At 63.8% G+C, this 13,167-nt stretch carries 13 protein-coding genes; 7 read left to right on the top strand and 6 right to left on the bottom strand.

The features are described 5' to 3' along the window. Window positions 1-4: 4 nt before the first annotated feature. From ACQ4WO_RS10175 to ACQ4WO_RS10185, 3 genes are read left to right on the top strand one after another with little or no spacing between them, the layout of a single operon-like run. On the top strand, window positions 5-964 hold the full coding sequence (locus tag ACQ4WO_RS10175; protein WP_436481289.1) for a 2-hydroxyacid dehydrogenase: 960 nt from the start codon (window positions 5-7) through the stop codon (window positions 962-964). A gap of 59 nt (window positions 965-1,023) precedes the next feature. Further along, window positions 1,024-2,022, top strand: a complete 999-nt coding sequence (locus ACQ4WO_RS10180) for a porin (protein WP_436481290.1) — start codon at window positions 1,024-1,026, stop codon at window positions 2,020-2,022. 12 nt (window positions 2,023-2,034) lie between these two features. Beyond that, the gene (locus ACQ4WO_RS10185) at window positions 2,035-3,036 is read left to right on the top strand and encodes a Gfo/Idh/MocA family protein (RefSeq protein WP_436481291.1); all 1,002 of its coding nucleotides are present in this window, start codon (window positions 2,035-2,037) and stop codon (window positions 3,034-3,036) included. A gap of 199 nt (window positions 3,037-3,235) precedes the next feature. Here ACQ4WO_RS10185 and lysS read toward each other — a convergent pair whose 3' ends face one another. From lysS to ACQ4WO_RS10205, 4 genes are all read right to left on the bottom strand, one after another. Continuing rightward, window positions 3,236-4,765: a lysine--tRNA ligase gene (gene lysS, locus ACQ4WO_RS10190; RefSeq protein ID WP_436481292.1), complete on the bottom strand. Its 1,530-nt coding sequence runs from the start codon at window positions 4,763-4,765 to the stop codon at window positions 3,236-3,238. An 18-nt stretch (window positions 4,766-4,783) separates the two neighbouring features. Next, the gene (locus ACQ4WO_RS10195) at window positions 4,784-5,479 is read right to left on the bottom strand and encodes an HAD family hydrolase (protein ID WP_436481293.1); all 696 of its coding nucleotides are present in this window, start codon (window positions 5,477-5,479) and stop codon (window positions 4,784-4,786) included. A gap of 2 nt (window positions 5,480-5,481) precedes the next feature. Beyond that, window positions 5,482-6,586, bottom strand: a protein-coding gene (gene prfB / locus ACQ4WO_RS10200; protein WP_115057524.1) for a peptide chain release factor 2 whose coding sequence is annotated in 2 segments (ribosomal slippage) — window positions 5,482-6,504 and window positions 6,506-6,586 — 1,104 coding nt in all. Because the reading frame shifts where the segments join, the coding sequence is not laid out codon by codon here. Next, window positions 6,503-6,697: a hypothetical protein gene (locus tag ACQ4WO_RS10205; RefSeq protein ID WP_219312934.1), complete on the bottom strand. Its 195-nt coding sequence runs from the start codon at window positions 6,695-6,697 to the stop codon at window positions 6,503-6,505. The genes prfB and ACQ4WO_RS10205 overlap by 84 nt, the downstream gene beginning before the upstream one ends. A 91-nt stretch (window positions 6,698-6,788) precedes the next feature. Here ACQ4WO_RS10205 and ACQ4WO_RS10210 point away from each other — a divergent pair, with 91 nt between their 5' ends. Then, entirely contained in the window at window positions 6,789-8,819 is a 2,031-nt protein-coding gene (locus ACQ4WO_RS10210; RefSeq protein ID WP_436481294.1) for a bifunctional 2',3'-cyclic-nucleotide 2'-phosphodiesterase/3'-nucleotidase, read from the top strand. After that, a complete protein-coding gene (locus ACQ4WO_RS10215; protein WP_436481295.1) occupies window positions 8,816-9,304 on the top strand; it encodes a tetratricopeptide repeat protein in 489 nt (162 codons plus the stop codon). The genes ACQ4WO_RS10210 and ACQ4WO_RS10215 overlap by 4 nt, the downstream gene beginning before the upstream one ends. A 1-nt stretch (window position 9,305) precedes the next feature. Here the strand turns inward: ACQ4WO_RS10215 and ACQ4WO_RS10220 are convergent, their stop codons facing one another. Both ACQ4WO_RS10220 and ACQ4WO_RS10225 read right to left on the bottom strand, forming a co-directional pair. After that, complete coding sequence (locus tag ACQ4WO_RS10220; RefSeq protein ID WP_436481296.1) at window positions 9,306-9,719, bottom strand: hypothetical protein; 414 nt, start codon at window positions 9,717-9,719, stop codon at window positions 9,306-9,308. A 24-nt stretch (window positions 9,720-9,743) separates the two neighbouring features. Beyond that, window positions 9,744-10,652, bottom strand: a complete 909-nt coding sequence (locus ACQ4WO_RS10225) for a hypothetical protein (protein ID WP_436481297.1) — start codon at window positions 10,650-10,652, stop codon at window positions 9,744-9,746. Window positions 10,653-11,028: 376 nt separating this feature from the next. Here ACQ4WO_RS10225 and ACQ4WO_RS10230 point away from each other — a divergent pair, with 376 nt between their 5' ends. Then, window positions 11,029-12,186, top strand: coding sequence for an ABC transporter substrate-binding protein (locus ACQ4WO_RS10230; protein WP_034755418.1), 1,158 nt, complete (start codon window positions 11,029-11,031; stop codon window positions 12,184-12,186). 85 nt (window positions 12,187-12,271) lie between these two features. Continuing rightward, window positions 12,272-13,162 (top strand): branched-chain amino acid ABC transporter permease, encoded by an 891-nt coding sequence (locus tag ACQ4WO_RS10235; RefSeq protein ID WP_010398938.1) that lies wholly within the window; start codon window positions 12,272-12,274, stop codon window positions 13,160-13,162. The last annotated feature ends 5 nt before the right edge of the window (window positions 13,163-13,167 follow it).

Here is a 13,167-nt window from a genome sequence, read left to right on the forward strand (position 1 = left end):
ACTCGTGAAAAAACATGTGGTTGTCTATAAAAAGCTGGCCGAACCGCTGCTGGCGCGCTTGCGCGCCGAATGCGAGGTGACGTACTTCGAGGCGATCGATGCGGACAACCGCGCCGCGTTCGCCGCCGCCATCTGCGGCGCGCACGGCTTGCTGGGCGCCAGCGTGCGCCTGGACCGCGAACTGCTGGACCCGGCCTTTGATCTGCGCATCATTTCCACCATTTCCGTGGGCGTCGACCAGTTCGACGTCGATTACCTGCGCGAACGGGCCATCATGCTGGCCAATACGCCGGACGTGCTGACGGAAACGACGGCCGACACGATCTTTGCGCTGATCCTCGCCAGCGCGCGGCGCGTCGTCGAACTGGCCGAATTCGTCAAGGCCGGACGCTGGACGCGCAGCGTGGGCGAGATCCAGTACGGCGTCAATGTGCACGGCAAGACTATCGGCATGCTGGGCATGGGCCGCATCGGCCGCGCCGTCGCCCGCCGCGCCGCGCTGGGCTTCGGCATGCAGGTGCTGTACGTGAATGGCGAAGCGGTGCCAGAAGTGGAAGCGGCGCTGGGCGCGCGCCAGGTGGCGCTCGACGACTTGCTGGCCGGCTCCGATTTCGTCTGCGTGGTGCTGCCGCTGACGGCGCAGACGGAACGCATGATGGGCCGGCGCGAGTTCGCGCTGATGCGCCCCGGCGCCATCTTCATCAACGGCTCGCGCGGGCGCATCGTCGACGAGGCGGCGCTGATCGAGGCGCTGCAGCAGGGCGCCATCCACGGCGCCGGTCTCGACGTGTTCGAGCGCGAACCGCTGGCGCCGGATAATCCGCTGCCGCACATGGCCAACGTGGTGGCGCTGCCGCATATCGGCTCGGCCACGCACGAAACGCGCTACGCCATGGCGCAGCAAGCCGTGGACAACCTGCTGGCCGGCTTGCGCGGCGAGCGTCCGCGCCACCTGGTCGGCTAAGAACCATATCGATAAAAAGACAGACAGGGCAAGACATGAAGAACAAGGTAGCAAGGGCAATGATCATCGGTGCCGGGGCCTGCGGCGGCCTGTGTTGCGCGCAGTCGAACGTGACCATGTACGGCATCGCGGACCTGGGCGTGGTATCCGAGAACGGCGGCCCCGGGGGCCGGGTGCTCAAGCTGACGAGCGGCATCGCCAACGGTTCGCGCCTCGGTTTCAAGGGCAGCGAAGACCTGGGCGGCGGCACGACGGTGATATTTACGTTTGATGCGGGCATCCTGGCCGACACGGGCGCATCGGCCCAGGGCGGCCTGCTGTTCGGGCGCCAGGCTTTCGTCGGCCTGGCCGGCGCGGCGGGCACGCTGCGCCTGGGCCGCCAGTACACGTTCATCGACAGCAGCCTGGGAGCGCTGGACCCGTTTTACCTGGGTTTTGCGGGCAGGATAAGCAATGTCTTCACGGCCGGCTACATCAGCCGGGTCGACAACAGCATCACCTACAGCTCGCCCGCGCGCGGCGGCCTTTCCGGCGAACTGGCGTACGGCTTCGGCGAAGTGCCGGGTGACGCGTCGGCCAAACGCTACGCGGGCGCGGCGGCCACCTATGCCAGCGGGCCGCTGTATGTGCGCATGGCGCACCAGGACGCCAATACGATATCAAGCGCGCTGGTGGCGGGCAGGGTGCGCAACACGGTGCTGGGCGCCACCTGGGACTTCGGCGTCGTCAAGGCGCATGGCGCCGTCGCCGTCAGCAAGAGCACGGCGGGCGCCGCCACCACGGTCGACAGCGCGGACCTGATGCTGGGCGCCACCGTGCCTGTCGGGCCGCACCGCGTCCTGTTCTCGTACGTGCGGCGCGACGACCGGCGCGCCGCCAACGGCGATGCTTCCCAGATCGGCATCGGCTACACCTACGCGCTGTCGAAGCGCAGCACCTTGTATGCGGCCTACGCGCATATCGACAACCGCAACGGCGCCGCCTATGTGGTGGGCAACGCCACCGACAACGGCACGGGCAACCAGGCCTGGAACCTCGGCCTGCGCCACACTTTTTAACGGGAGAATCGAATGAAGAAAATCGGATGGATACTGGTCGGCGCCAGCACCGTGGCGCGCGAATGGATGGTCGACGCAATCGGCCAGCAGGGCGATGCCGAAGTGCTGGCCGTGGTCAGCCGCGATGCCGCGCGCGGCGCCGCCTTTGCCGAACAATTCGGCATCGCCGCCAGCTACACGGACCTCGATGCGGCGCTCGCGCATCCGGGCGCGGACGCCGTGTACATCAGCACCACCAACGAGTTGCACATGGCGCAGACCTTGCAGGCGGCGCGCGCCGGCAAGCACGTGCTGTGCGAGAAGCCGCTGGCGCTGAACCTGGACGATGCCCGCCGCATGGTCGACGGCTGCGCCGAAGCGGGCGTGGTGCTGGGGATTAACCATCACCTGCGCAACGCGGCCAGCCACGGCAAGGTGCGCGAGCTGATACGCGCGGGCGAGATCGGCCAGCCTCTGTATGGCCGCGTGCTGCACGCGAACAACCTGCCGCAGCACTTGCGCGGCTGGCGCCTGGACGCGCCCGAGTCGGGCGGCGTCACGCTCGACATGTTCGTGCACGACGTCGATACCTTGCGCTTCCTGCTCGACGCGGAACCGCGCCACGTCACCGCCTGCGCCACCAGCGGCGGCATGACGGTGGCCGGGCTGGAAGAGGGCCTGATGGCCGTCATCGAGTTCGACAACGGCACTTTGGTGCAGGTGCACGACGCGTTCAATGCGCCGTATTCGCTGGCGGGCGTGGAAATCATCGGCAGCAAGGGCACCATCTTCGCCACCGGCGTGATGACGCAGCGCCCCGTCGGCACCATCAGCCTGACGCGCGATGGCGGCAGCATCGATATCCCCGTCGAGCATGAAAACCTGTACGTGCGCTCGGTGCGCGCCTTCCAGCGCGCCATGCGCGGCGAAGGGCAGTCAGCTGCCACCGGCGGCGACGGCATGCGCGCGCTGGCCACGGCGCTGGCTGCGCAGCAGGCCAGCCGCAGCCACCAGCGCGTGACCCTGGCCGGCTGACGGCCGCAGACGTAAAAAAGCCGCCTGATCGCAAAATCAGGCGGCTTTTTTTGTCTTGAAGCATCGAACGCCTGAAAAATCGTAGCGAGCGGATGGGAGTTGCGGCTAAGAAGCGCAACTGTGCCAAGCACGGGGCCGCCGAGGCAGTGAGCATCGCAGGCCGCAAATCGCGACGCGCAGTAGATTTTTCAGGTGTTCATCACTCTTCGCGGCGCAGATGAGGGAACAGCAGCACGTCGCGGATGTTCGGCGAATCCGTGATGATCATCATCAGGCGGTCGATACCGATGCCGCAGCCGCCGGCTGGCGGCATGCCGTATTCCAGCGCGCGGATGTAGTCGGCGTCGTAGAACATCGCCTCTTCATCGCCGGCGTCCTTGGCGGCTACTTGCGCCAGGAAGCGGGCCGACTGGTCTTCCGCGTCGTTCAACTCGGAGAAGCCGTTGGCGATCTCGCGGCCCACCATGAACAATTCAAAACGTTCGGTGATGCCGGCCACCGTGTCGGACGCGCGCGCCAGTGGCGACACTTCGACCGGGTAGTCGATGATGTAGGTCGGTTCCCACAGCTGCGCTTCAGCCGTCTCTTCGAACAGCGCCAGTTGCAGCGCGCCCAGGCCGGCCGTGGCGAACGGCTTGACGCCGAATTTCTTCAGCTCTTCCTTGATGAAGTCCGCATCGTTCAACTGCTCCGGCGTGTAGCCCGGCGCGTACTTGTTGATCGCTTCGACGATGGTCAGGCGGTGGAACGGTTTTGCCAGGTCCAGCTCGCGGCCGCCGTAGGTCAGGGTGGCGGTGCCGTGCGCGTCGATGGCGGCCTGGCGGATGACGGCTTCCGTGAAATCCATCAGCCATTTGTAGTCGGTGTAGGCCGCGTAGAATTCCATCATCGTGAATTCAGGATTGTGACGGATCGACACGCCTTCGTTGCGGAAGTTGCGGTTGATCTCGAACACGCGGTCGAAGCCGCCCACGACCAGGCGCTTCAGGTACAGCTCGGGCGCGATGCGCAGGAACATTTGCATGTCCAGCGCATTGTGGTGCGTGACGAATGGCTTGGCCGCAGCGCCGCCAGGGATCGTGTGCAGCATCGGCGTTTCCACTTCCATGAACTCGTTCTTTTCCATGAAGCGGCGGATCGACGAGATGGCGGCGGTACGCGCCTTGAAGGTGCGGCGCGTCTCTTCGTTCATGATCAGGTCGACGTAGCGCTGGCGGTACTTCGTTTCCTGGTCGGCCAGGCCGTGGAATTTGTCCGGCAGCGGGCGCAGCGACTTGGTGATCAGGCGCAGTTCCGTGACCTTGATGGTCAGCTCGTCCGTCTTGGTCTTGAACAAGGTGCCTTGCACGCCCAGGATATCGCCCAGGTCATAGTGGTGCAGGGCGGCCATGGCCGCTTCGCCGGTCAGGTCCAAGGTGGCGTAGATCTGGATGCGGCCGTCGGCCTTCGGGCCGGAAGCGTCTTGCAGGGTGGCGAAAGCGGCTTTCTTGCCCGCTTCGCGCTTGAGCATCATGCGGCCGGCCAGCACCACTGTGACAGGTTCGGCTTCCAGCTCTTCGCGCGTCTTGCTGCCGTATTGCGCGTGCAGATCGGCCGCCTTGTGCTCGGGGCGGAAATCGTTCGGGAAGGCGACGCCTTGTTCGCGCAGTGCTGCCAGCTTGACGCGGCGCTCGGCGATGATCTTGTTTTCATCGGGGGCGGCGGCTTGTTCTTGGATATCCGTAGTCATGGTGTTCTTCGTTGGTGATTATTGATGATGTGGTGCCAGCGCTGGCGCCACGCTGGCAAACAGTGCGTCGACGTCGAGCGAGGAGAAATCCGGCACGATGGCAATGACGTTGTCGAAGGCGGCAAATGCCTCGGCCGGCAGGGTGGTGGTGAGTACCACGACCCGCATGCCGGCACGGCGCGCCGCTTCCACGCCCAGGGGCGCGTCTTCAAAGACGATGCAGTTGTGCGGCAGCGCGCCGGCCAGCAGCGCGCCTTTCAGGAAAACGTCCGGGTGCGGCTTGCCCCGTTCCACGTCGGCGGCGCCGACGATGGCGTCGAAGCGGTGGCGCAGGCCCAGGCCGTCGAGCGTGAACGCGATGTTCTCGGCCGGTGCTGCCGTCCCGACCACCAGCCCCACGCCAGCCTGGCGCGCGCTGGCGATCAGCCGGTCGAAACCGGCGACTGTCGCCAGATGCGGGCCATACAGTTCGCGATAGACGACTTCCTTTTCCGCCAGCAGGGTGGCGTGGTCGGCATCCTCGCCCAGGTACTTGGCGATGATTTCATGCCCCTGCCGTCCTGCCGTGTCGCGGAAAAAGGCATCCGCATCCAGCGCATGGCCGTGGCGTTCAAAGAACGCCAGCCACGACGTCGTGTGGAAGGCCATGTTGTCGACGATCGTGCCATCCATGTCGAACAGGAAGGCGCGCTGCGCTGGAGCGGATGTATTCATCCTTATACGCCTTGCTTGAGCGAGGCGGAGATGAAGTCGTCGATGTCGCCATCGAGCACGCCCTTGGTATTGCCCGTCTCGAAACCGGTGCGCAAGTCCTTGATGCGGGACTGGTCCAGCACGTAAGAGCGGATCTGGTGACCCCAGCCCACGTCCGTCTTCGAGTCTTCCAGCTTTTGCTGCTCGCTCATGCGCTTGCGCAGCTCATGCTCGTACAGCTTCGCTTTCAGCATTTCCATCGCTTCGGCGCGGTTGCGGTGCTGCGAACGGTCGTTCTGGCACTGCACCACGATGCCTGTCGGCGCGTGGGTCATGCGGACGGCGGAGTCGGTCTTGTTGATGTGCTGACCGCCGGCGCCCGACGCGCGGTAGGTATCGACGCGGATATCGGCCGGGTTGACGTCGATCTCGATCGAATCGTCGACTTCCGGATACACGAACAGCGACGTAAACGAGGTGTGGCGGCCGTTGGCCGAGTCGAATGGCGACTTGCGCACCAGGCGGTGCACGCCCGTTTCCGTGCGCAGGAAGCCGTAAGCGTGATCGCCCTCGACCTTCAGGGTGGCCGTCTTGATGCCGGCTACCTCGCCGTCGGACTGCTCGAGGATTTCGACCTTGAAGCCCTTGCGTTCGCAATAGCGCAGGTACTGGCGCAGCAGCATCGAAGCCCAGTCCTGGGCTTCCGTGCCGCCGGCGCCGGCCTGGATGTCGATGAAGCAGTTGTTCGGGTCCATCGGATTGTTGAACATCCGGCGGAATTCCATGCTTTCGATGACCTTGCGGATTTCCTGCACGTCCTGCTCGATCGCTTCGAGCGTGTCGTCGTCGCCTTCTTCGCGGGCCATGTCGAACAGATCGCGGGTGTCGCGCAGGTCGGCATCGGCCTTGGCCAAGGTGAAGACGATGGCTTCCAGAGCCTTCTTCTCTTTACCGAGGTCCTGGGCGCGTTTGGGATCGTTCCAGACGGTTGGATCTTCCAGTTCTTCGTTGACTTGCTCTAGTTTCTCCGACTTGACAGTGAAGTCAAAGATACCTCCGAAGTTCGGCTTCGCGGACCGTCAGGTCGTTGAGCAGGGCGGAGATGATATTGATGCGTTCGGCTTCCATAATGTTCTGGTCTTCTATGGTGAAATCAAACCCTGAATTATACGCGAGCGCGGCGCGTTTCTGATGCCGGCGGCGTCGAATCGATGCCGCACGGGGCAATAAAATCGTCATTTCGCTGTATTTGCGACAATATTTTTGCCTTGATAGGGGCTGCCGTGCTGCGTATGATGCTGGCGATATTGTCTTTCCACAGGAATACATCATGCTTCAATCTCCCCGTTTCGCCCTGTTGCCGCTGCTGCTGGCCGGCTGCGGCGCCTTGCCGCCCGCCGCCACCGGTCCGGTCCAGTCATCGGCCGCGCCGGCCGGCAGCAGCGCCATCCTGGCCCTGCTGGAGACGACGGACTTGCACGCGAATGTGCTCAGTTATGATTACTACAAGCTGCAGGCGGAGCCGTCGATCGGCCTGGAACGCACGGCGGCCCTGATCGCCCAGGCGCGCGCGCAGTTCCCGAACAACCTTTTGCTCGACAACGGCGACACCATTCAGGGTACGGCGCTGGCCGACTACCAGGCCCTCGTGAAACCGCTGGCCTGCGACCAGACCCTGGCCATCTACAAGGCGATGAATGTGCTGAAAGTGGACGGCGGCGGCATCGGCAACCATGAATTCAACTACGGCCTCGCGTTCCTGAGCCAGGTGACGGGCAACCGCTTCGACGTCGACAGCGTCGACGCCAGCAAGCCGCGCTGCGCCGGCCCCGCATTTCCGCAAGTGCTGGCCAACGTCTACAGCGTCAAGACGGGTAAACCCCTGTTCGCGCCATACCACATCATCGACAAGCAAATCACGGCCACCGGCCCCGATGGCAAGCCCGTGACGAGCAGCGTGAAGGTCGGCATCATCAGTTTCGCGCCGCCCACCATCATGGCCTGGGACAAGCGCTGGCTCGAAGGCCGCGTCTACACGCAGGGCGTGCGCGAGACGGCGGAAAAATTCATCCCCGAGATGCGCGCCAAGGGCGCCGAACTGGTGGTGGCCATCTCGCACGGCGGCCTCGATGACAACCCATATTCGCCGAGCATGGAAAACGGTAATTACTACCTGTCGCAAGTGCCGGGCGTGGACGCCATGCTGATCGGCCACTCGCACCAGCTGTTCCCGAACGCGGCCAGCACGGTGCCGCAGTTTAATTTGCCCGGCGTCGACAAGGCCCGTGGCCTGGTCAATGGCGTGCCCACCGTGATGGCCAATCTATGGGGCAAGCACCTGGGCGTGATCGGACTCGCGCTGCACCATGACGGCAAGCAGTGGGTGGTTGACAAGAGCGCCACGACGGTGGAAGCGCGCGGCATCCAGAACGCGGACAAGAATTATGTGGCCCCCGATCCTGCCATCGCCAGACTGGTGGCCGAGGAGCACGCGGCGACGATCGCCTACGTGCAGACGCCCGTGGGCGCGACGGATTTCCGCATGTCGACGTATTTCGCCGACGTGGGCGACGTGAGCGCCATCGAGGTGGTGAACCAGGCGCAGGCGGGCTATCTGGCCGCATATGTGAAGGCGAACCTGCCGCAGTTTGCGCACTTGCCCGTGCTGTCGATGTCGTCGCCGTTCAAGAGCGGTTCGGCCGGCGTGTCCGACTACACGGACGTCAAGGCGGGCAATGTGGCGCTGAATAACGCGGCCGACCTGTACTTGTATCCGAACGCGCTGTACGGCGTGAAGATGACTGGCGCGGACCTGAAAGCCTGGCTGGAACAGTCGGCGCAGCGTTTCAATACCATCGACCCGAACAAGCTGGAAGCGCAGGAACTGGTCAACACGGCCCACCCGAGCTACAACTTCGATGCGATCACCAACGCCGACGTGCGCTACCAGATCGACGTCACGCAAAAGCCCGGCCAGCGCATCAAGGGCCTCAGCTACAAGGGCAAGCCGGTGGACGCCAGCCAGGAATTTTTGATCGCGACGAATAACTACCGCGCCAGCGGCGGCGGCAATTTCCCGGGACTCGACGGCAGCAAGACGGTGGTGGCCTCGCCCGACAACAACCGCGAACTCCTGATCGCTTACGTGACCCAGGAAAAAAACCTGACGCGGGCGAAAAACGGTTCGGCGCGCAGCTGGCGCTTCGCCAGGGTGACCACGAAAGGCCCGGTGGTCTTCCATTCGGCGCCGAACGTGATCGACCTGGCGAAAGCGGCCGGCATCGACAACGTCACGCAGTTGAAGCTGGATGATGGCGCGGGCAAGGGCTTTGCGCTGTACCAGGTGGATCTGTCGAAATGAAGCTATGGTTGTTTGCCATCGCCTTGGCCGGAGCGCCGCTGGCATCGGCAGGGCCGGACGTCACGGCCCGGGCCAAGGTCTTGATGCGCGCAGGAGAAGCGAGCCAGCCCCAGGCGCGCGCCCTGTTCGAACAGGCTGCGGGGCAGGGCAGCGGTCCTGCCGCATACTACCTGGGCTTGATGCACAAGAACGGCATGGGCGGCCCGCAAGACGGCGCCGCCGCGCTGCGCTGGCTGGAACTGGCAGCGCAGCGCGGCGTGGCGCCGGCCATGTTCATCGTGGCGAACATGCTGCTCGATAGCGACGAAGCCAGGGCGCGTTACTGGCTCGACGCCGCCTGCGACCTCGAATACCCGGAAGCGCTGCAGCAGAAATCCGTGGCCCTGGCCGAAGGGCAGATGGGTTATGCGCACAACGAGGAGCAATCGTTCCTGTACTTGAAGATGGCCACGCACGCGATGGGACACCGGACGCCCGAGCCCTGAGTTAGTCCGGCGCGTCCTTCTTCGGTTTGGCCCGCAGGCTGGCTGCCGCCTCGCCGATGGCGAACGGGTCGCGCGACAGGATGGCTGCGCCCAGGTCGACCAGCCTGGCCGCCGCACCGATGGCGGCTTTCACGTCGGCGATGCGCTTGAGCTGCAGCTTGCCCTTGGCGATGGCGCCCTCGATATCGCCGCGCGCCTGTTCCGCGCCTTCGGCCGTCAGATAAATGCCATACGCGCGAAACAGGGACACCATCTGGTCCAGGTGGTCTTCATATTGCTCCAGCAGCGCGCGCTCGTCCGGCGCCAGCGCCTCGCGTTCGCGGATGCGCAATTCCAGCACCAGGCTCGATGCCTGCGCCAGACTGTCGGCGATGGCGTAGCTTTGGTCTTTTGTCAGTTCGGACAGTTGGGCCATGGGATACTCCTGTGTGCGCGCCGCTTACCAGCGGGCGGGGCCATAGAAAACAGCCTGTTTTTGCAGCGTCTCGACCTGGCGTGAAAACTGCGCCAGCTGCTGTTCCAGTTCGGGCGCCTGCAGGCGGTCGAGATTGGCTCGCAGCGCGGCCACGCTCGCTTGCAGCGCGTCGACGGCGGCAACGTACGCGGCGACGATCTTTTCCCTTTCCTGCAATTGCCGGCCTTCCAGGTGCAAGCGCGTGCGGATGTAGTTGGCGGCCAGCGGCTCGCGCGGCGCGGCCTTGTCGACGGCGCCACGCAGCAGGTCCAGGTCGCGCAACTCATCCTGCAAGCCGGCGCGGTAGCTGCGCTGCGCATACTCCTTGAGCGCATTGCTGACGATGTCGACGGCTTCCTGCTCGTCGAGCAATTCGCGCAGGGCCGATTTCTGCAGGCGCTGCGTGGCCAGGCGGCTCAGGTGTTCGCTCAATTTGACGACTTTCGACAGCTTGCCCGCATCGAGCAGGGGCGCGCCGCCACCCGGCTGCGCCAGGCCGCCCAGCGCATCGCCGAGTCCGGCAAACTCTTCCTTGTAGACAGGTAGCTTGTCATCGGCCAGCGCCGCCAGGGTACGGGCATAGCGCAGCAGGAGGTCGTTCAGGCTGGCGATCGAGGCGCTGGCTTGCGCGATGGCGGCGCAATCGGCGCGCGCCGCCTGTTCGCTCGCTTGCGCATCGAAACGCTCGGTCAGGATCAGGCGCTTGCGCATGGCCTTGTCCATGCAGCTGTGGACGCCGCCCGCCAGCATGGGCTCGAAATGGACCGACATCTTTTGCGTCTGTTCGGCAAACGTGCGCACGGGCGCCAGGTTGGTGGCGCAGCCGCCCAGCAGCAGGCTGGCGATGGCGCCAAGTAGCAAGGGGGAAATGGACGAGTTCGACGGGCGCTGCATATCGCCTCCATGCGGTGGGAGTGGCTGATCGGACCTGCGCGTACGCGCTGGCAAGGGGACGTTAGCATGCTGGACAGTGCCAGTATTGCGCCAGATCAGCGTCCTGATGAATCGCCGAGCTCGCCTTTTGCCTGTCGCGTTTTGCCACAGCAGTGTTGCCCGATGGCGCAAGGTGCGCCAATTTGCGTCATATTTTCCTTACAAAAGGCTGACATCGGGCCAGCAATTGGCGCTTTTCTGCATGTTGCGACGCGTCATATGTAGTTGTTGCTGGGGCATGTTTACTCACCTACAATGATTTATCGATGGGGCGGTTATCCAGCGTACGACAATAAAAATAAGTGGCATTAAAAACGTTGTAACAGAGGAGATGACAATGAATTTGAAACAGAAATTGCTTGTAGCAAGTTTGGTTTTGGGTTTCTCGCAGGCGGCAGTCGCAGCCGACCCCATCAAGATCGGCGTGTCCGGTCCGTTCACGGGCGGTTCCGCGCCGATGGGCGTGTCGATGCGCGACGGCGTCAAGCTGGCCGTGGCTGAAATCAATGCCAAGGGGGGCGTACTGGGCCGTTCGCTGCTGCTGATCGAGCGCGATGACGAAGCGAAGAACGAACGCGGCGTGCAGATCGCCCAAGAGCTCATCAACAAGGAAAAGGTCGCCGCCACCGTCGGCTACATCAACACGGGCGTGGCCCTGGCCTCGCAGCGCTTTTATCAGGAAGCAAAAATTCCCGTCATGAACAATGTGGCGACGGGTTCCATCGTCACCAAACAATTCGCCGACCAGCCGGAAAACTACGTCTTCCGCAATGCGGCCAATGACACCATCCAGTCCGGCATGATCGTGCATGAGGCGATCGAGAACCGCAAGTTCAAGAAAGTGGCGATCCTGGCCGACTCCACCAACTACGGCCAGCTGGGCCGCGAAGACCTGGAAAAGGCGCTCGACAAGAAGGGCATCAAGCCCGTCGTCGTTGAGAAATACAACATCAAGGACGTCGACATGACGGCCCAGCTGCTGAAAGCCAAGCAGGCGGGCGCGGAAGTCGTGCTGACCTACGGCATCGGCCCGGAGCTGGCGCAGATCGCCAACGGCATGGAAAAACTGGGCTGGAAAGTGCCGCTGATCGGCAGCTGGACCCTGGCCATGGGTAACTTCATCGACAACGCGGGCAAGAACGGCAATGGCACGCGCATGCCGCAAACCTTTATCCAGGATGCCAGCACGCCGAAGCGCAAGGCCTTCATCGACGCCTACGTGGCTGCCTACAAGCCATCGGGCGGACGCATGCCATCGGCCGTCTCGGCCGCGCAAGGCTACGATTCCATCTACCTGCTGGCAGCCGCTTTCAAGCAGGCGGGCGGCACGGACGGCCCGAAAGTGCGCGCCGCGCTGGAAAACCTGAATGAAAAAGTGGAAGGCGCCGTCACCACCTACAACAAACCGTTCAGCAAGACCAACCATGAAGCGATCACGGCCGAGCTGACAGTCTTCGGTGAAGTCAAGGACGGCAAAGTCGTCCTCGCGAAATAAGCCCGGCGGACATTCGCCGCGCAGTGGCCAGCCTTGAGGAATCAGGACTGGCCATTTTTTCATCGTTCGTCTTCCGGGGAATACCATGGAAATCTTCCTGCAGCTCGTCTTCAGCGGCATCGCGCTGGGCATGATCTATGCCGTCATCGCCTTCGGCTACCAGCTGACCTTTGCCACTTCCGGCACCCTCAATTTCGGCCAGGGCGAATCCCTGATGCTGGGCGCGCTCGTGGGCCTTTCCCTGGTGGGTACCATCCACGGCGGCCCGTACATGAGCTATCTGTTGATGATCCCCATCGTCATCGTCTTCGGCGCCTTGCAGGGCGTGTTCGTCGAATGGATAGGCGTGCGGCCGGCCATCAAGATCAAGTCCGAATTCGGCTGGATCATGTCGACCATCGCGCTGGCCATCATTTTCAAGAACGTGGCGGAAAACATCTGGGGCAAGGATGACCTGATGTTCCCGTCGCCGCTGTCGGCCGCGCCGTTCCAGGTGTTTGGCGCCAACGTGCAGCAGATGCAGGTGGCCGTCATCGTCGGCGCGCTGGCCATCATGCTGGCCGTCGAAGTATTCAACCGCAAATCGATCTACGGCAAGGCCGTCGTGGCCACAGCCAACGACCGCGACGCGGCCGGCCTGATGGGCATCAACACGGGCATGGTCATCACGTTTTCCTACGCGCTGTCGTCGGCCACGGCCGCCTTTGCGGGCGTGCTGGTGGCGCCGCTGACCTTGACGGGTGCCACCATGGGCGCGTCGCTGGGCTTGAAAGCGTTTGCCGTGGCCATCATCGGCGGCCTGACGTCGGGCGTGGGCGCCATCGTCGGCGGGCTGATCCTGGGCATCGCGGAAACGACCACCGGCTACTACATCTCCACCGGCTACAAGGAAGTGCCTGGCCTGCTGCTGTTGCTGCTGGTGCTGGCCGTCAAGCCGTCCGGCCTGTTCGGCAAAGCCGCGATCAAGAAAGTCTGAGGACG

The organism is Janthinobacterium aestuarii, from assembly GCF_051380835.1.
Lineage (GTDB): Bacteria > Pseudomonadota > Gammaproteobacteria > Burkholderiales > Burkholderiaceae_D > Janthinobacterium > Janthinobacterium aestuarii.

Excerpts from the sequence above, each read along its gene's own strand:
- ACQ4WO_RS10185 (WP_436481291.1), top strand. The coding sequence starts at position 2,035 with ATGAAGAAAATCGGATGGATACTGGTCGGCGCCAGCACCGTGGCGCGC.
- ACQ4WO_RS10230 (WP_034755418.1), top strand. The coding sequence starts at position 11,029 with ATGAATTTGAAACAGAAATTGCTTGTAGCAAGTTTGGTTTTGGGTTTC.
- ACQ4WO_RS10195 (WP_436481293.1), bottom strand. The coding sequence starts at position 5,479 with ATGAATACATCCGCTCCAGCGCAGCGCGCCTTCCTGTTCGACATGGAT.
- ACQ4WO_RS10205 (WP_219312934.1), bottom strand. The coding sequence starts at position 6,697 with ATGACGATTTTATTGCCCCGTGCGGCATCGATTCGACGCCGCCGGCAT.
- ACQ4WO_RS10215 (WP_436481295.1), top strand. The coding sequence starts at position 8,816 with ATGAAGCTATGGTTGTTTGCCATCGCCTTGGCCGGAGCGCCGCTGGCA.
- ACQ4WO_RS10225 (WP_436481297.1), bottom strand. The coding sequence starts at position 10,652 with ATGCAGCGCCCGTCGAACTCGTCCATTTCCCCCTTGCTACTTGGCGCC.
- ACQ4WO_RS10210 (WP_436481294.1), top strand. The coding sequence starts at position 6,789 with ATGCTTCAATCTCCCCGTTTCGCCCTGTTGCCGCTGCTGCTGGCCGGC.
- ACQ4WO_RS10220 (WP_436481296.1), bottom strand. The coding sequence starts at position 9,719 with ATGGCCCAACTGTCCGAACTGACAAAAGACCAAAGCTACGCCATCGCC.
- ACQ4WO_RS10180 (WP_436481290.1), top strand. The coding sequence starts at position 1,024 with ATGATCATCGGTGCCGGGGCCTGCGGCGGCCTGTGTTGCGCGCAGTCG.
- lysS (WP_436481292.1), bottom strand. The coding sequence starts at position 4,765 with ATGACTACGGATATCCAAGAACAAGCCGCCGCCCCCGATGAAAACAAG.
- ACQ4WO_RS10235 (WP_010398938.1), top strand. The coding sequence starts at position 12,272 with ATGGAAATCTTCCTGCAGCTCGTCTTCAGCGGCATCGCGCTGGGCATG.